This is a genomic window from Marinobacter sp. MIT930201 (genome assembly GCF_047122665.1).
Lineage (GTDB): Bacteria > Pseudomonadota > Gammaproteobacteria > Pseudomonadales > Oleiphilaceae > Marinobacter > Marinobacter salarius.
Genome location: NZ_CP138916.1, coordinates 1,797,368 through 1,815,472 on the forward strand (window position 1 = coordinate 1,797,368; position 18,105 = coordinate 1,815,472).

The window sequence follows — 18,105 nt, forward strand, 5'->3', positions numbered from 1 at the left end:
TTTCTCCCTATAAGGGTTAACAATAGACGCTTCAAGCCAACAACCCAGCCAGCCCTGACGCCCTGATCACGCTACGCCCCACTGCCTCTTTCAGCACACCGTCCTGGCATACCGCCAGGCTGAGCCAGTGGCGTGCCCGGGTGATGCCGGTGTATACCAGCTCCCGGGTCAACACCGGGGTCAGGCGGTCCGGAATCACCAGGCAGGCGTGGGTAAATTCCGAGCCCTGGGACTTGTGCACGGTCATGGCGTAGACCGTTTCCATCGATTGCAAACGGCTGGGCGATATCCATCGGACACCTCCGCTACCGTCACTGGACGGAAAGGCGACCCTCAGGGTCTCAACCGGCTCACCCGCGTCGTTACGATCCCAGGGCACGCTGAGGGTGATACCGATATCGCCATTCATCAGGCCCAGATTATAGTCGTTTCCGGTGATCAGTACCGGACGACCGGCGTACCAGCCGTCGGTGCGCTCGATCAAACCGGCACTATGTAAACGCCCGGCAATGTCATGGTTCAGCCCTTCTACTCCAAACGGCCCCTGACGCAACGCGCAAAGCACCTTGAAGCGATTGAACGCCGCGAGCACCTCGGTTGCCCAGGCGTCCCATGATTCACGCCCATCCGCCTCGACGTCGATGACAGGTTTGCGGTCACGAATCAGCTTTAGATAGTGGCCGTAGCCAACCGGAGGATCAACCGGCGCAGTGCCAACCACGCGCTGCATGCCCTGGTTGTGGAAGCGTTCCGGGCTGCCCGTCAGGGCGTGATTTGCCAACCACCCCATGTCGTTCTCTCCAGTCAGCCAGGCCACATCCTCAAAGCCCTGGTTGCGGCATTGGCCGATCAATTCCCGGCCGAGCTGGCCCGCATTGGTGGCCGATGCCAGCACGCCGATACCGCTGTGTTCGTCAAACCTATAGCTCTTTCGCAGCATGGCAACCGCCTGGTCCAGGGCCAGGCCTTCGGAGTCCAGCAGCTCTGATGGCAATTGACATCCGGTCACCGCTTGCAGCCATTGCGCCGTTTGCGGCAGGTAGTGTGCGCCTTCGGCGCGCTGGCAGAGCTCCCCCAACACCGCACCAGCGTCCACCGACGCCAGTTGATCCTTGTCCCCCAGCATAATCAGCCTGGCCTTGTCGGGCAGGGCGGCAAAGACCGACGCCATCAGGTCCACATCCACCATGGACGCTTCATCAATCACCAGGATATCCAATGGCAACGGATTGTCCTCGTTGTGACGAAAACTCCGTGAACCCGGGCGACTGCCCAACAGCCGGTGTAATGTAGTGACCTGAGTTGGAATGGCGGATTTATCCGGTGCACCCGGCAGGCTTTCCAGCGGCAGACGGTCAACGGCACCCCCGATGGACTCACTGAGCCTTGCGGCCGCTTTTCCTGTTGGCGCCGACAGGCGGATGCGCAGGTAAGGGTTGGCACCGGCGGTCTCAGCCGATTCACAGGCCATCGACTGCAAAGCCGCCAGCAGGTTGACTACCGTGGTGGTTTTACCGGTGCCGGGACCGCCGGTAATGACACTGAAGCGGTTCCGTGCTGCCAGGGCACAGGCCACTTTTTGATAATCCGGCGGGCCATCGGAATCGTTTTCCGTGCCGAACAGGGTATCCAGTGCCGTTTTCAACGGCGCGGTATCCGTCAACGCCACACGGTTGTCGAGACGTGTCCGAATACCGGCGGCAATAGCCTGCTCATAGCGCCAGAATCGACGCAGGTACAGCCGCGAGCCATCCAATACCAGCGGTGCTGCCTGCTCGCCGTTGCTTACAGCGCAGCTTTGCCCCAGCATCCCAATCAGTTGGTCAGCGTCGACACTGGCAAACAGATCCGACGGCCTAGGGCTGTTTTCAGGTAGAGAACCGACGCCTTCCGGCGGCAGCACCAGCGTGGGTTCCGTGGCACGACAGAGATGACGCACATCCAGGCAAACGTGCCCCCGCCCCACCTGGTGTGACACCATCGCTGACAGCAGCGCAAGCATGGCCACCGGCTGCTCTCCCTGTTCACGGACCATCGTGCAAACAAACGTCGCGAAGGCATGATCGAGGGCACGAATCCAGTCGCGCTCCACCCACTCATCCAGCAGGGCCAGAGCGTCGGCAGCGGTTTGGGGCAACCGTGGTGCCGGTTCGGGCTCAACGGCGTCGAACAGGTCCGCAATGGTTCCGCTTTCTCCGGTCATGCTGCTTTCTCCCCCTGGCCGCTGAACAGCCGGTCCAGTTCCTCAATCAGGGCCCTGTCCGGTCGTTCGGTAAAAGCGCCGGCGCCCGGTGCATCGCAGCCACGCAGGAACAGGTAGACGGCACCTCCCATGTGGCTGTCGTAATCGTAGTCCGGCAGGCGCGCTTTCAACAGGCGGTGCAACGCCAGCAGGTAGATGACGTACTGCAGGTCATACCGTTTCTCAAGGATTTTGTCTTTCATCACGTCAGGGATATAGGCCTGATCGTCCTCCCCCAGGAAGTTCGACTTGTAGTCCAGCACGTAGTAGCGGCCTTCGTGTTCAAACACCAGGTCGATAAACCCTTTCAGCATGCCATTGAAGGTGGCTTGCTGAGCCTCGGGACGCGGATCACCACCCAGCGTATGCCGGCGGACCAGTCTGTCCATGGCGAGGGTGTTCACCTCATGGCTTTCAAACCAGAACTCCAGTTCCGGCCGAAAGGTTTCAAGGCCCGCCAGGGAGCATGTCCTGCTGCTGCCCGGAAGCGGGATGTCCATGGTGATCAGGGTGTAGATCCAGGTTTTCAGGGTGTCAGTCCAATCACTCCAGTTGCGTAACTGGCAGCGTCGCTCCAGCAGCTCGTGGAGATCCTCCGGCGCATCAGCCACCTTATGGAACCCCTCTCCAGCGCACCACTCCAGAATATCATGCAGGAAGGTGCCGGGGCCGGAGCCTTTCGGGAAAGCATGCTGGTTGACCGGTTGCGGCCCTTGCCAGTCGGGAATCATTGCGGCCAGGGTATCGGCCACAACGGGCTCGTCCTCGTCACGCAGGTTCTCCTGCTCCGCATCCTCACTGGCCGGTGCGAAGTCGTTCCCGTAGCCACCGCGGGCGCCATAGGTGATCGCGGAATAGCTTGCGATCCACCAGTTTTCCCGGGCTTCCCGCACTGGCTCCAGGGCGTTGCCAAGCTCCGGCTCCTCGTCGCCCGCGTAAACGTCGTCTCCTGGCTCAGGCATGGGCGCCACATCGATTGCGGGCTCGCCGGTGGCCACGGACTGCAGGAAGGGCATCAGGTCCGTGTCTTCATCGCTGGCAGAGCGGCCAATCAGGTGCCCCAGACCACTCTGCCGCCAGCCTTTGATGCCGCTGGCGCCAACCCAGGTGGCGTGACGGGATCGGGTCAGGGCAACGTAGAGTTTGCGAATATCCTCACCCAGTCGTTCGCGGTCGGCCCTTGCCAGGGTGTCTTCATCCGGCTCCAGGGAAATCTGCAGCCGGCCCTCGTCGTCGTGGTACTTGATAAACGACTGGTTCGGCTTTTCCTCGCGGAATTCGGTGGCAAACGGCAGGAACACCAACGGGTACTCCAGGCCTTTGGACTTGTGGACAGTAACCACCTTGACCAGCCCGGCATCACTTTCCAGGCGCATGGTGCGGTGTTCGTCCTCATCGTCGGAATCCTGCAACATCTCGGTGTAGTGGTGAATGAGCGCATGTTCGCCGTCCAGCTGCTGGCTGTCCTGCTGAAGCAGTTCGGCAATATGCAGAATGTCGGTCAGGCCGCGTTCGCCGTCAGGCCCGGACAGCAGCTTCGCCGGCACGTCATAGTCCATCAGCAGGCGCCGCAGCATCGGCAGTACGCCCTGTTGCTGCCAGAGTTCACGGTAGCCCTGAAAGCGGTTGATCTCGCGGTCCAGCGCATTTTCGTCACTGAACAGACGGTCCAGCTCCTGATAAGCCAGGCCCATGGTGGGCGTGGCGAGTGCCGCGCGAATCAGCGGAAGCTGGCCCGGTTCGGCGCAGGCCTGCAGCCACTGCAACATCTCCACCGACTGGACCGACTGCAGCACGGAATTACGGTCTGAGAGGTACACACTGCGAACGCCCCGGGCGCCCAATGATCGCCGGACGGCATTCGCCTCGTCACGTTTGTTGACCAGCACAGCAATGTGCTCCGGTCGCACGGGCTCAAACGGCGTGCCCTCGGCCCCAAAGCCCGCCTCGCCGCTCTGCCCCAGATTCAACAGGCGGGCAATCTCCGCCGCACAGGCCTCGGCCATGGCCTCCCTGCCGGTTTCCTTGGCGATAGGGCGCTCATCGGTCAGGGTCCAGAACGTCAGTGGTGGTCGCGGCTGCCCGTTAACAAGCCATTGCTGGCCGGTACCTTTGGCCTCCACGGGGCTGAAGGGCAACGGGTTGTCGTCCCCGGCTCGAAACAGGAAGGCCCCTTCGGGCAGGGACTGGTCGGCCTGGGCGAATACCCGGTTGACGCCGTCTACCATGGCGACAGCTGAGCGGTAGTTGGTCCCCAGCGTGTAGGTTCGGCTGCTGACCGCCCGACGGGCATCCAGATAGGTGTAGATATCAGCGCCACGGAAACCGTAAATCGCTTGTTTGGGGTCGCCAATCATCAACAGGCTGGTGTCCTGGTCGTTGCTGGCCACCCGGTATATACGGTCAAAAATCCGGTACTGCACCGGGTCGGTATCCTGGAATTCATCGATCATCGCCACCGGAAACTGCCGACGAATAGTGCCTGCCAGGCGTTCGCCCTGGGGGCCGCCCAACGCGGCATCCAGTCGCGTGAGCAGGTCGTCAAAGCCCATACTGGCCAGGCGCTGTTTTTCGCTGTCCAGGCGACGGGCGATCCAGCAGGCGGCATGGTTGAGAATGTCCGCTTTCGCCACCGGCATGGTTTTCAATGCCGGTTTGAGTTCGGTGATGGCGTCCATGGCAGGATGATGCGGAGGCTCATCCTCGCCGGTCCATTTTTCGGCAAACGCGTCCGCCTCCAGGGTATCGAAACCCTTGGTGCGCTTGCTCGACAAGAACTCATGCGGTTCAGCCGCATCGGTTGTGGCCCATTCTCGAAGGTGTTCCACGGCTTTTTGAAGGGAGTTTTTGGTGGTGCCATGCAGCGGTTTCGGCTTTCGCTTCGTGGTTTCCGCCAACAGCTCTTCCAGTTCGTCGCACCAGGCCGGCCAGGGGGCTTTCAGAGCCTGCAGTTCCACCTCCCGCAGGCGTTTCGCTTCCTCCGCAGCGGCCAGTGGGTCACGTTCCGGCACTGGCAGGGCATCAACGTGTGGCAACAGGTTGCGCACTGACTGGCGCAGGCTTTCCGGGGTTTTCCAGGTGTCCAGCACCTCCCCCATCAACTCCGGTGGCATGGGGTAGATAAAGGTACGCCAGTAATCCCTCACAACGTCATCCAGCAGGTCCGTCTGACTGGTCTCCAGGGTCTGACGGAACAGGCTGCCGCTGTCGAAGGCATGTTCGCTGAGCATGCGATTGCACCAGCCGTGGATGGTGGACACGGCAGCCTCGTCCATCCATTCCGCGGCCAACAGCAGTTTGCGGCGGCAGGCTGGCCAGTCGGTCGCTGGGCAGGCATTGCGCAGATTCACCAGTGGGTCTTTTGACATCGCCGCGGTGTCGACAGTGTCCGGTTCAGCCGCGAATAACGCCGCGGCTTCGGTCAGGCGGGCGCGAATCCGGTCCCGGAGTTCCTTGGTGGCGGCCTCAGTAAAGGTCACCACCAACAGGTTGGGCGGCATGATGCCCTCACCGAGGGGTTCTTCCACGGTGCGATGGCCCAGTACCAGGCGCACGTACAGCAGCGCCAGGGTAAAGGTCTTGCCGGTGCCGGCACTGGCCTCGATCAGCTGGCTGCCACGCAACGACAGTGTTAGGGGATCGAGCTTGCGGATCTCTTCCGTCATTTTGTCGACTCCTTTCCCGCACCGCCAGGCTTGGCCCGACCGGCCTGTTCGGCGTGCCAGAGTGGCTCATACAGTGCCGACACCAACAGCGGAAATTCGTCATCCGCCAGCAGTTGTTCTACCTCCGGATAGGCCCGGCGCAGGTAACCACTGTCGCGCTCCAGAGCCTTGCCGTAGGCGTCCGTCGCCTTCAGCAGTGCTTTGTCTTCACTGCCCTCGCCCCTGGCGGGATAAAGGCCCCGCAAATAGCCGAAGGCCGCACCCGACTCTATCGGCAGCGGCCGCGTCTGACCCTGAATCCAGTAGCCCAGGATGCCGGCCAGGTATTCCCTGGCCTGGTCGGTGTCCAGAGGCAACAGGTTGACGACACGCTTTTCCTCTTTGGCGATCACCAGGGTGTGGAAAGCGTCGTAACGAATATTACCTGCCAGGTGTGCCACCCAGTGTTCCAAGAGGGCCGGGAACTTTAGCTGGCGAGCGCTTCCGGCCCCTTCCAGCAAATTGCTACTGGCGATCACCACCCGGCAGAGGTCACCGCCCGGGCGGGTACGCAGGTTGCCCAGCCTGTCGTTAACAGTGACCGCCGCGTCGCCATGCTCATGGCGGTACTCAAAGCCTGAGATATCTTCCACCGGCTCAGGCCAGAGCGCCACGGCCTCCTGATAACGCCGGTACAGGTCTGGCATGCGGCTTTCCAACTGCCGGGTCAGGGCGGTTTCGGTCACTCCCATGCCCAACTCACCTCGCCGGGCCATACTCGCCAGGGCAGCCTCCAGCCGCTGATGCAGTTCGTCCTCGGTGCCCGATTTCATCACCGCATGACGGATCAATTCGTCCTCCAGGCGCCAGTGGTGCAAGCCGTCCATGGCGAATGCCTCGTTGTCGGTGTCCAGACTCTCCACATCGGTAAACCGGACCTGCAGCCGGCGCTGGTAAAAGGTGTCCACTGGTCGCTTGAGGAAAGCGCCAATATCAGCAATCGTCAGTGGCTCCGCCGGAGGCAGGAAAGGCAGTTCGACGCCCACCACATCGGTTTCCCGTTGCTGGTGCGCACTGAGCCATTCACTGTCATAGGTGAACAGGCGCCGCGTTGCCAGCACTGCGTTCACGTCGGGCGAGCCATTGTGCCCGGCTCCGCGATTTCCGGCGGGAAAATACTCACGGCTGAACGGCTGCAGCGGGTGTTTGATCGTCAGGGCCGGAGAGGCTTTTCGGTCCGACTCCTCCACCTGCCACACCGCATCAAGATGGTCACAGAGCTGGCTGACCAGTACGGAGGGTGGCCGTTCCGAGTCATCACGGATGCTGCGCCCTACCCAACTGATGTAAAGCTGCTCCCGCGCGGAGAGCAATGCCTCCAGAAACAGGTAGCGGTCGTCCTCCCGGCGGGAACGGTCGCCCGGCCGGTAATCCACGGCCATCAGGTCAAAATCCACCGGCGGTCGCGAGCGCGGGTAGTCACCGTCGTTCATGCCCAACAGGCACACCCGCCGAAAGGGGATGGCGCGCATGGGCATCAGGGTTGCAAAATTGACCTTGCCGGCCAGGAAGCGCTGATTGAGGCCGCCTTCTTCCAACCCTTCCAGCAGAATTTCCCGCACGATGCTCAGAGGCAGTTCCACGTCTTCCATGCCGGCACTGTTGCAGTCCTGGAGCCACTGCTCTGCCTGTCGGCGTAGCCGGTTCACCAGCAGCAGATCGTCGTCAGACAGTTCAGCGAAGAAGCGTTCGAGGATGGACTGCAGCCGATCGAGCCAGCCGGCAGGCGTTGCAGTGGACCTGAGTTCGTGCCAGAGCTCTTCCAGCCGATCCACAAAGCGGTAGAGATTGCCCGCCACACCCGCCTGCAGGCCGCCAATTTCCTCGAACGGTTCGATGCCCTGCCAGGGATCGTCGCGGCCAGCGCCATAGCCCAACAGCATCCGCCGCAGCCCCGCCTGCCAGGTGTTGCGTTCCAGTCCCTCAGGCAAGTCGAGACTGCTGCGATGTTCGCTGTGCAGGCCCCAGCGGATGTTGGCGCCGTCCACCCATTGGCGTACCAATGGAAGGTCGCCCTCGGCGATACCGAACCGGCTGCGTACGGCCGGCACTTCCAGCAGGCTGATGATCTCGCTGACGCCAAAACGGCTTTCGGGCAGCGCCATCAACGTGTCCAGTGCAATCAGCACCGGCTGACGATGCCGCTGGCCCTGGTCGGAAATGGTGAACGGGATGTAGCGCCGGGACGACGACGGGTAACGGCCAAACACCGCCTGGATGTGAGGTGCGTAGGTGTCGACGTCTGGCACCATGACGATCACGTCGCGGGGCCGAAGCTGCGGGTTGCTGTTGAATGCCGCCAGCAACTGGTCGTGAAGAATCTCCACTTCCCGTTGCGGGCTGTGGGCATTGTGAAACACCACGGAATCGTCCTGGAACGGATCGAGGGTCCGTGCCTGCCCCAGCATCTCTGCCTGGGAAGTGAGCGAACGAATGTCGTTCTGGATCTGGTGCAACAGCGCAGGCTTATCCGGATCTCCGTGGGGCGTGAAAATATCGATCCGGCCCTCCGGAGTTGCCACGCGGCCCTGGTACGCCTCGGGGTTGTCGAACTCGTCCAGCAGGCGAATGTAGTCCCGCCCCTGTTTGCCCCAGGCCGCCAGCAGGGGGTTGGCGTGCTGGTGGAGGGCATCAGGGTCGGTCAGTGCCGCCAGTTCCGGGTGGGTCTTGCCGCGCTTGCGGTCCGCCGTCAGCAGGTCACGGTCGCTGATGATGTCGGCCCAGTAAAATTCGCTGGGATTATGGACACAGAGCACCACCTGGCTGACCCGGCTGAGAACGGACAGGGCTTCCAGCGCCTGCTTCGGCAGGGATGACACACCGAAGACCACAATACGACGGGGCAGGTTTGGAGGCCGGTCTGCGGCTGTCAGTGCCTGCCCTTGCGCCATGAACCGGGTGTGAATGCGTGAACGGCTGGTACCCGCGAGTTCGCCCACATCGGCCACCAGCCTGCGCCACAGTACCGCCTGCCAGCGCAGCTCATCGCCCAGCTCACGGTATTCGCCGCGCGCCATCCGCAGCCGGTCATGGCCGGCTTCCCAATCCGCCAGCCAATCGGCGCGGAAAACCTGATACTGGTCGAACAGGTCCGCAATCTTGCCGGCGAGCTGGTAGCGTCGGGTTTCAGTATCCGTTCCGGCCATGAATCGTCGCAACGGCGCAAACACGTCGTCGTCCGCGATCAACTCCGGCAGTAGTCGGAACAGGCGCCAGACCAGTCGGGACTTATCAAACGGGGACTGTTCCGGTACGCCCTCCGAGGTCAGTACCGCACGGTAGGCCTGCCAGATAAAGCGGGCGGGAAACAGAAAATCCATGCCGGCCGCAATCCCCAGGCCGCCGACCCCGACATCAGCACCCTCCTCGGACGGGTCTTCAGCCAGTGCCAGCTTGAGCCATTGGGCAATACCATTGCTCTGCACAAGAAAGGTTTCACTTTCCAGCGGTGGCAGGGGGCTTTGCCGGCTGATCCAGACCACAGCCCGGCGCAGGTCTTCCAGATGATTCGCGTGGATGGCGTGAAAGCCGGGCTCGATGGATGGCGTTACTGGCATACCTGCCCTGTGTGTTGTTTCCGGTAAGAAACAAAAGCCTACCACAACTTGCATGGGCGACCGGAACGCGTCGCTTTCGGCCCCAGGTAAATTCGCCAATTTCTTGCGAAATCGGGATTGTTTTGCCAGTCTAAATAAATGTAACAGATCATTTCAGCAAAAAAATAAGCGGAGACAACGCGATGAGCACCATGAGCAAGTTCAAGAAACTGGCCGGATTTTCTGCGTTTGCCTTTGCCGCAATGACAGCGGCGAATTCGGTGAATGCTGCCAACTGGCGCTATGCGCACGAAGAATATGAAGGTGATGTCCAGGACGTATTCGCTTACGACTTCAAGGAATACATCGAAGACAACTCCGACCACACCTTGCAGATTTATCGTTTTGGTGAGCTCGGCGAATCCGACGACATCATGGAGCAGACCCAGGCTGGCATCCTTAACTTCGTCAACCAGTCTCCCGGCTTCACCGGCTCGCTGATTCCGGAAGCGCAAATTTTCTTCATTCCTTACCTGATGCCGACCGACATGGACACGGTGATCAAGTTCTTCCGTGAAAGTGAGGCGATCAACGAGGACTTCCCGGAGCTGTATGCCCAGAATGGTCTGGAGCTTCTGCAGATGTACCCGGAAGGCGAAATGGTTGTAACGGTGGACGAGCCCGTCAGCAAACCGGAAGACTTCAACAACAAGAAGATCCGTGTCATGACCAACCCGCTGCTGTCGGAAACCTATTCAGCGTTTGGTGCAACCCCCACGCCGCTGCCCTGGGGTGAAGTTTACGGTGCCCTGCAGACCAACATGATCCAGGGTCAGGAGAACCCGATTTTCTGGATCGAATCCGGCGGTCTTTATGAAGTTTCCCCGAACCTGGTCTTCACCAGTCACGGCTGGTTCACCACTGCCATGATGGCCAACAAGAACTTCTACGACGGCCTGTCCGACGAAGACAAGAAGCTTGTTGAGGACGCTGCGGATTACGCGTTCGAGAAAATCATCGTTCACATCGATGGTCTCGCTGAAGAAGCCCTTGAGAAGATCCAGAAAGCCAGCGACGAAGTCACCGTCACTCGCCTGAACGACGAACAGATCGAAGCCTTCAAGGCCCGCGCGCCGCAGGTTGAAGAGAAGTTCATCGAGATGACTGGCGAAAGCGGTAAAGAACTGCTGAACCAGTTCAAGGAAGACCTCAAGGAAGTTCAGAGCAACTGATCCTGAAGGAACCATTCCCGCCGGCCCTGCCCGGCGGGAATCTGTTTTAACCCCGCCCCGCCGGGGACCTCCTGCCGGCTGGGAGCGATATGTTCTGGAGCAACCCCCCATGTCCGAGAACTCCCCGGATCTAGAAGACGATACCGGCACCTACGAGTCCGGCCTGCCCGGGTTTCTGGGAACCATTGATGAAGTTATTGCTAAAACTGAGGCCGTGATGCTCGCGGTTGGCGTCATCCTTATGGCCGTCAACACATGCATCAACGTTATTGCACGCTTTGTCTTTGGAGAAGGCCTGTTTTTCTCCGGCGAGATTAACCGGATTCTTATTATCCTGATTACGTTTGCCGGCATCGGCTACGCGGCCCGCCATGGCCGCCATATCCGCATGTCTGCGGTTTATGATGCGATCCCGCCAAAAGGGCGCAAAGTACTGATGATTTTCATCGCCCTGTTTACCTCTTTGGTAATGTTCTTCCTCTGCTACCACTCCTATGGATACGTCGAGACCCTTTACAGCCGTGGGCGAATTCTCCCTGCGTTGGGCTTTGAGATCTGGTGGATTTACGTTTGGGCGCCAGTGGGCTTTGCGATTACCGGCATTCAGTATTTCCTCACAGCGATCAAGAATCTCACCAGCAAGGATGTTTATCTCTCCACTGGTGTGATCGACGGCTACTCTGATAGTGAGTCGGAAGTCTGAACCTGCAGCTGCTTTAACAAAGGATAGAAACTCATGGCGACTATAATGATGGTAATCATGATCGGGCTGCTGCTCCTGGGCTTCCCGATGATGGTTCCGCTGATTACCGGTGCGGTGGTCGGTTTTGTAATGATGTTTGATGGCTTCGGCCAGATGGGCACGTTCGTCCAGCAAATGATGGGAGGTATCCGTCCAGCCTCTTTGATTGCTGTGCCCATGTTCATTCTGGCGGCTGATATCATGACTCGCGGGCAGTCCGCCGACCGCCTTATCCATATGGTGATGGCCTTTATCGGGCACATCAAAGGCGGGCTGGCGATCAGTACAGCCACCTCGTGTACCCTCTTTGGTGCGGTATCCGGCTCCACCCAGGCGACGGTTGTGGCTGTTGGTTCTCCCTTGCGTCCCAAACTGCTTAAAGCGGGCTATTCCGACTCGTTCTCCCTGGCGCTGATCATCAATTCCAGTGACATTGCCTTTTTGATCCCCCCCAGTATCGGCTTCATTATCTACGGGGTTATTTCCGGAACCTCCATTGCCGAACTGTTCATTGCAGGCATCGGCCCGGGCGTCATGATTCTGATGATGTTTTCAATCTACTGCCTGATCTATGCATACATTAACAAGGTCCCCACCGAGGAAAGGGCCGGCTGGAGAGAACGGGGGGTCGCCGTCCGCGAAGCACTATGGCCTCTTTTCTTCCCGGTCATCATTGTTGGTGGTATCTACGGCGGTATTTTCAGCCCTACGGAGGCCGCCGCTGTGTGCGTGCTGTACGCCTTCTTACTCGAATTCGTGGTGTTCCGCTCGCTGAAATTGCCGGATATCTATCGGATTGCCAAGTCCACCGGCCTGATTACCGCTGTGGTTTTCATACTGGTTGCCGTGGGCAACGGCTTTTCCTGGATTATCTCGTTTGCACAGATTCCACAAACAATACTGGAAGCAGTTGGCGTCAATGAAGCCGGCCCGGTAGGTGTCCTGATTGCGATCTGTATCGCCTTCTTTGTTGCCTGCATGTTTGTTGACCCGATCGTGGTGATACTGGTGCTGACGCCGATCTTTGCACCGGCGATCGAAGCCACCGGTCTGGACCCAGTGCTCGTCGGGGTTCTGATTACACTGCAGGTCGCCATAGGCTCTGCAACGCCACCCTTTGGTTGTGACATATTCACCGCCATCGCCATATTCAAGCGCCCATACTGGGAAGTAATCCGTGGTACGCCACCGTTCGTCTTTATGCTGGTGGCAGCGGCCGGGCTGATCATCGCCTTCCCGCAAATTGCGCTGTTCCTTCGTGACGTTGCGTTCCGCTGAGGGATATAGAGACCGGACTTCAGGGAGAGTGAAATGTTCAAGAAAATTCTGGTGGCCGTTGACGGTTCCAAGTCATCCTTCAAGGCCATGGACAAGGCCATTGAGCTACAAAAACTCATGGACACCGAGATCTATCTGATCTGTGTTTACAAGCATCACAGCCTGTTTGAGGCATCTCTGTCGATTGGCCGGCCGGATAGCATGGATATCCCTGACAAGGTGCTATCGGAATACGCCAAGGAGATCGTCAACCATGCCAAGGAAAAGGCCAAGGAAAAGGGGGCGGTAAAGGTTCGGGGCTTTGTTAAAGCCGGCCGTCCTTCCAGCGTGATCGTCAAGTTTGCCAAGGACAAGGAAGTAGACCTGATTGTGGTCGGTACCCGGGGCACTCACAGCGATAAAGAGGGTATGCTGCTTGGCAGCGTGTCCCACCGCGTCGCTTCCAAGGCGAAATGTCCAGTGCTGGTAGTTTAACGACAACTGTTTAAGGAAGAACTATGACCACTATCGTAGATTCGCTGAACTCCATTCTGTGGGGCTACGTTCTGGTCTACGGCCTGCTGGGCGTTGGTGTCTTTTTCACCATCCGTCTGGGTTTTCTGCAATTCCTCAATTTTGGGGAAATGATCCGCGCCATTCGTGGCTCCCGTGACAGCGATGTCCACGGTATATCGCCGTTCCAGGCCCTATGCACCAGCCTTGCCTCTCGCGTGGGCACCGGCAACCTCGCCGGTGTCGCGGTGGCCCTGTATCTTGGCGGTGCTGGCGCCATCTTCTGGATGTGGATGGTCGCCCTGGTCGGCATGGCAACCGGCTACGCGGAGAGCACGCTGGCACAGCTCTACAAGGTACGTGATGGCAAAGGCCAGTATCGGGGTGGGCCTGCGGTCTACATAACCAAGGGCCTGAAGGCGCCGTGGGCGGGCAGTATTTTTGCCGTCTGCCTGATCCTGTCCTTCGGACTGGTCTTCAACGCTGTTCAGGCAAATTCCATTGCCGATGCCATGCAGGGTGCCTTTGGAGTGCCCAAGATTTGGGTTGGCATTGTGATCGCTGTTCTCGCGGGCATTGTCATCTTTGGTGGCCTGCGCTCCATCGTCCGGTTCGCAGAACTGGTAGTGCCGCTGATGGCGGGTCTCTATGTGCTTATTGCTCTGGTGATTATGGCCATTAACATCACTGAAGTGCCGGGCGTGCTGATGACCATCGTAAAGAGCGCCTTCGGGCTGGAAGAAGCCGCCGGCGGCGCAGCGGGTTCCATTACCGCCGCCATGCTCAATGGTATCAAGCGCGGGCTGTTCTCCAACGAGGCCGGCATGGGCTCGGCGCCCAACATTGCGGCAACGGCCACACCAGCGCCCCACCACCCGTCATCCCAGGGATTGGTGCAGGCGTTTGGCGTGTTTGTCGACACCATCATTATCTGCACCGCAACAGCAGTGATGATTTTGCTCTCCGGCGTCATGGAACCGGGCTCCGGCATTACCGGAACCCAGCTTACCCAGGATGCCATGCAAAGCCACATTGGCGAGTCTGGCGCCTATTTCATCGCCATTGCCATCCTGTTCTTTGCATTCACGTCCATTGTCGCCAACTACACCTACGCAGAGAATGCCCTGATTCACCTTGGCGGTGACAGTACCATCGCCATTACACTGCTTCGCTCTGCCGTCCTGGGGATGGTTGTATGGGGCAGTTACGAGGCGGTGGTGACTGTTTTCAACGCCGCTGACGCATCCATGGGTCTGATGGCAACCATCAACCTGATTGCCATTGTCATGCTTTCAGGTACGGTGGTGAAGCTGACAAAAGACTATCTTGCCCAGCGCAAACAGGGCGAGGTACCCCACTTCAAATCAAAAGACTACCCTGAGCTGCACGAAAAGATCGACGGCAACATCTGGCATTAGTACCCGTTCCGGCGCCTATGAAATTTCTACCCGGTCCCTGCCCGCCTCCTTGGCGCGGTAAAGGGCCCGGTCGGCAAGTCCCAGCAAGCTGTCTGGGGAGTCGCTGCACTCGGGCCAGCTGGACACCCCCACCGATATGGTTACGTGGCCCAACTCAAAGCCACCATGTTCCACCGGCATGGCACGGACGGCATGGGCCAGTTCTCGCGCCTTATCGTAAGCGGCTTTTGCGGTGGAGCCGGCCATGATGATGACAAACTCCTCGCCTCCAAAACGACAGACCACATCGCTGTCGCGGAAATGCCGCGCCAACACACCGGCCACGGCTTTCAGAGCGGAATCGCCGGCTTCGTGGCCATGAGTGTCGTTAAAGCGTTTGAAATGATCGATATCCACCATCAGCAGTGACAGCGGCTGGTCACCACGCAAGGCCACCGCCGACTCGTGCTCCAGAAGCTGATCAAAATAACGGCGATTCTTCAGGCCGGTGAGCGCATCCTCATACGAGTATTTCTGCAGTTCCTCCCGCAAGCTGATGCTTGAGAGCGCGATACCGATTTTCTGCACCCCCTGACTTAACGTCTGGAACAAGCGGGCCACGCCGTAATCCGTGCCGTCAGCCGCAAACTCGTCCGGCACTTCCACAAACAACAGCGCCATTGTCACCGCCCCCTCGGTTGCCGATTGCAAGTTAATCCACAGGCACAATGACTCATCCTCGCCCTTCTGCCACCCGGACCAGGACTGATCCAGGTCCTGAACATGGCGGGCCGGTATCTGGCTATGGGGCGGCGGGCCCTCAGGAGTTTCGATGCGCAATGGTGATTCCGGTTCCCCGGCATACCCCCAGCGAGTCAACAGTTCATAGGCGCTGCCGTTTTCCACACGCTGATATAGCCTTCCCCGCAGAGGGCTGCACAGGTCAGGAAGTCGTCGCGCCAGGATATGGAACGTCTGGTTGAGGCTGATGCAATCCTGCAGCTCCCCGTTGATGTCGTTCAGAACACGGGTTTTTTCATTCTCGAACGTGAGCAGCCTCACCCTGGCCTGCTCACGGCGAGCCAACGATTCCGCCTTCTGGGTTCGCTCTGTTACCTGCTGCTCCAGCGACAGGTTCAACCGATGGAGCGCCTGTTGGGTTCGTGCATAATGCCAGAGGGAAATCATCACTACGGCCAGCGAGAAGACCAGCGTTCCCCAACTGACCGGTACCCGCCCCCAGGGCAGGACGCCGTGGGCAACGGCCATATCCACCACCAACAGGCTGCAGAACACGCCATAAGCGGCGAGGATGATCTGCTGTTCAATCTTCAGTTGTCTGAACCGCTTTACGACAACGACCGTGACGGTTGCTAGGGACGCTAACAGCAGCGCATCAAACGGCGGGTACGTTGATGACAGGTCAACCACACCCATTAATGCCAGCCCTATCGCCACCACCGCGTAGACAAGGTGAATCTTCCAGACCAGATTAATCAACCAGGGCCGGCGATCACTGAACCACTGCTCCAGCAACAATGCCATGGCCACCGGCAGCATGTAGTAGGAACCAGCGGCCAGATAGTCCCACATCATCGGCAGGTTCCAGATCAACTGACTGGCCTGGCTGTCGGACAGAAGCAGAACAGCGGACGACAAAGAGAACAGGGCAATGCTGCCGAAACTCTTCTTTTCCGTTTGCAACAGGGCAAAGATCATCGCTAGCAGGGCAATCAGGGCTGAAAAGCCGGAAATGACCAGGGCTTCGAGGGAGTTTTTCACGATAAACAGGGTCAGGGCCGGCTGCTCCATAATGGAGACTTCACCCCACAGACCAATGTCGGTGTAATCAGAGAAAATGCGAAAGTAGATCGGCGTACCCGCAAACTCTTCAGGCAGCGGAATCGCGTGCCAGGGCCAACCTTCAAAACGCCCCCGGCCCTGATCATCAAACCTGCCGTACTGGTAGATGTTCTCGCCGTCGAGCCAGACCTGGACAATCAGATCGACACTGTAGATATACAGAACCGGCTCCTGCCACTCGCCCTCCGGAAGGGTGATGCGATACCACACATGTTCTTGTCCGTTGCGACCAGGCGGGTTGGATGGAAAGCTGATAGCGTTCCATTGCCAGGGGGCCTGGCCCAGAGTCCACTCCGGCACCCCCTCCTCGGTCAATGGAGAATCGCCCCACCGATATTCCCATCCCTCGTCCAGGTCCACTGCCGCATACGCCGCCGAAGGCACCAAAAAGCTCAAAGCGATCAGGAGCATCAGCCTTACGGCGTTTAGGGAGTACAACATCTGCATACAGTGGGCTTGCCTGTCGCCAAATAGTACAGTAGTGCAATTATACAACATCTATGGAGTTAAACTCGCTCAGGCGCGCAATAAACACAAGTACTAACCGCTCCTTTATACAACGATTTCAGCGCCGTTCGCCTATCCCCTGTCACAAAACCGTCCAGCGCTGGAAATGGGTTTCCGCCGAGGTACGCCAAGCGGTACTCTAGGCCAATGATCGATACCCACCCCACCTCGTTTAATGGCATAACACCCACTCCAGCCTGGGCTTTCCACCAGTATGAGCAGATCCGTCGCTGGCTGCCTGCGGGCCTGCCGACCTCAGAACAGCCTCGACCTGTCACGCTGGAGGATATGGCGCCGCTGGCGGACCGGTTCCAGGTATACGTGTTCGATGCCTTTGGGGTGCTGAATGCCGGACCCAGGGCCTTCCCCGCAGCCATTCAACGGTTTCGCGAGCTGCAACGAATGGGCAAACACGTCCAGATTCTCTCCAACGCGGCTACCGCCAGCCACGCCAAACTGGTGGAGAAGTATCGGCGCATGGGGTTCGACATCACGCCGGAACAGTTGATTTCCAGCCGCTGGTTGTTGGAGCAGTCTCTGTCCGACCGGGGACGCGAAGGCCTATGGGGTGTCATTGCCCCGGAGAATTCCGAACCGGACACGCTGCCGCTAGACTGGCAACCGGTGCGGCCCCCCGTCACGGAGCAACTGAAACGAAAACTGGATAGCTATGACGGCCTGATCATGCTCAGCAGCGAGGATTGGAACGAGAAGATGCAGGCGGCACTGGAGGCCACACTGACAGAACGGCCGAGGCCACTGGAAATCGCCAATCCAGATCTGGTGGCCCCCCGCGGCGACTGCCTGACGCTGGAACCCGGATTCTTCGCCCACCGGGCCCGTGAGGCCAGCGGTGTCCAACCGCAGTTCTACGGCAAGCCCTATGCACCTGCTTTCCAGGCCGTGCTTGAGCGCTTCGCGGACGTGCCGCCGGGGCAGATACTCATGGTGGGCGACACCCTTCATACGGACATCCTGGGCGGGCAGAACGCCGGCATGAAAACCCTGCTGGTGACGACCGAGGGCTCCCTGCAGGATATGGATATACCGCGCTGCATCGCGCAGTCTGGTATCGCGCCTGACTTTATCGCCCCGGAGATCTGATTTCCGGG

General features: G+C 59.3%; 10 protein-coding genes. 6 read left to right on the forward strand and 4 right to left on the reverse strand.

What is annotated here, in order from left to right:
• Positions 1-31 precede the first annotated feature (31 nt).
• Genes recD through recC form a run of 3 tightly spaced genes read right to left on the reverse strand, consistent with a single transcriptional unit; the run spans position 32 to position 9,503 of the window.
• On the reverse strand, positions 32-2,203 hold the full coding sequence (gene recD / locus SIC19_RS08390; RefSeq protein ID WP_127402311.1) for an exodeoxyribonuclease V subunit alpha: 2,172 nt from the start codon (positions 2,201-2,203) through the stop codon (positions 32-34).
• Complete coding sequence (recB, locus tag SIC19_RS08395) at positions 2,200-5,907, reverse strand: exodeoxyribonuclease V subunit beta (protein WP_127402312.1); 3,708 nt, start codon at positions 5,905-5,907, stop codon at positions 2,200-2,202. Before recB ends, recD begins: the two co-directional genes overlap by 4 nt.
• Entirely contained in the window at positions 5,904-9,503 is a 3,600-nt protein-coding gene (recC, locus tag SIC19_RS08400; RefSeq protein ID WP_127402313.1) for an exodeoxyribonuclease V subunit gamma, read from the reverse strand. The genes recB and recC overlap by 4 nt, the downstream gene beginning before the upstream one ends.
• Before the next feature lie 182 nt (positions 9,504-9,685).
• On the opposite strand from recC, the gene dctP reads away from it, so the two are divergent.
• The 5 genes from dctP (at position 9,686) to SIC19_RS08425 (ending at position 14,644) form a co-directional block, all read left to right on the forward strand.
• On the forward strand, positions 9,686-10,714 hold the full coding sequence (gene dctP / locus SIC19_RS08405; RefSeq protein WP_075195426.1) for a TRAP transporter substrate-binding protein DctP: 1,029 nt from the start codon (positions 9,686-9,688) through the stop codon (positions 10,712-10,714).
• Between the two features lie 109 nt (positions 10,715-10,823).
• The gene (locus SIC19_RS08410) at positions 10,824-11,417 is read left to right on the forward strand and encodes a TRAP transporter small permease (RefSeq protein WP_036202413.1); all 594 of its coding nucleotides are present in this window, start codon (positions 10,824-10,826) and stop codon (positions 11,415-11,417) included.
• Positions 11,418-11,450: 33 nt separating this feature from the next.
• Complete coding sequence (locus SIC19_RS08415; RefSeq protein WP_075195427.1) at positions 11,451-12,734, forward strand: TRAP transporter large permease; 1,284 nt, start codon at positions 11,451-11,453, stop codon at positions 12,732-12,734.
• 33 nt (positions 12,735-12,767) lie between these two features.
• Positions 12,768-13,208, forward strand: coding sequence for a universal stress protein (locus SIC19_RS08420; RefSeq protein ID WP_041333611.1), 441 nt, complete (start codon positions 12,768-12,770; stop codon positions 13,206-13,208).
• 23 nt (positions 13,209-13,231) lie between these two features.
• Complete coding sequence (locus SIC19_RS08425; RefSeq protein ID WP_075195428.1) at positions 13,232-14,644, forward strand: alanine/glycine:cation symporter family protein; 1,413 nt, start codon at positions 13,232-13,234, stop codon at positions 14,642-14,644.
• 15 nt (positions 14,645-14,659) lie between these two features.
• Here the strand turns inward: SIC19_RS08425 and SIC19_RS08430 are convergent, their stop codons facing one another.
• Positions 14,660-16,897, reverse strand: coding sequence for a GGDEF domain-containing protein (locus SIC19_RS08430; protein WP_228712285.1), 2,238 nt, complete (start codon positions 16,895-16,897; stop codon positions 14,660-14,662).
• 243 nt (positions 16,898-17,140) lie between these two features.
• Between SIC19_RS08430 and SIC19_RS08435 the strand changes: the two genes are divergently transcribed.
• Positions 17,141-18,097, forward strand: a complete 957-nt coding sequence (locus tag SIC19_RS08435) for an HAD-IIA family hydrolase (protein WP_127402315.1) — start codon at positions 17,141-17,143, stop codon at positions 18,095-18,097.
• Positions 18,098-18,105: the final 8 nt, after the last annotated feature.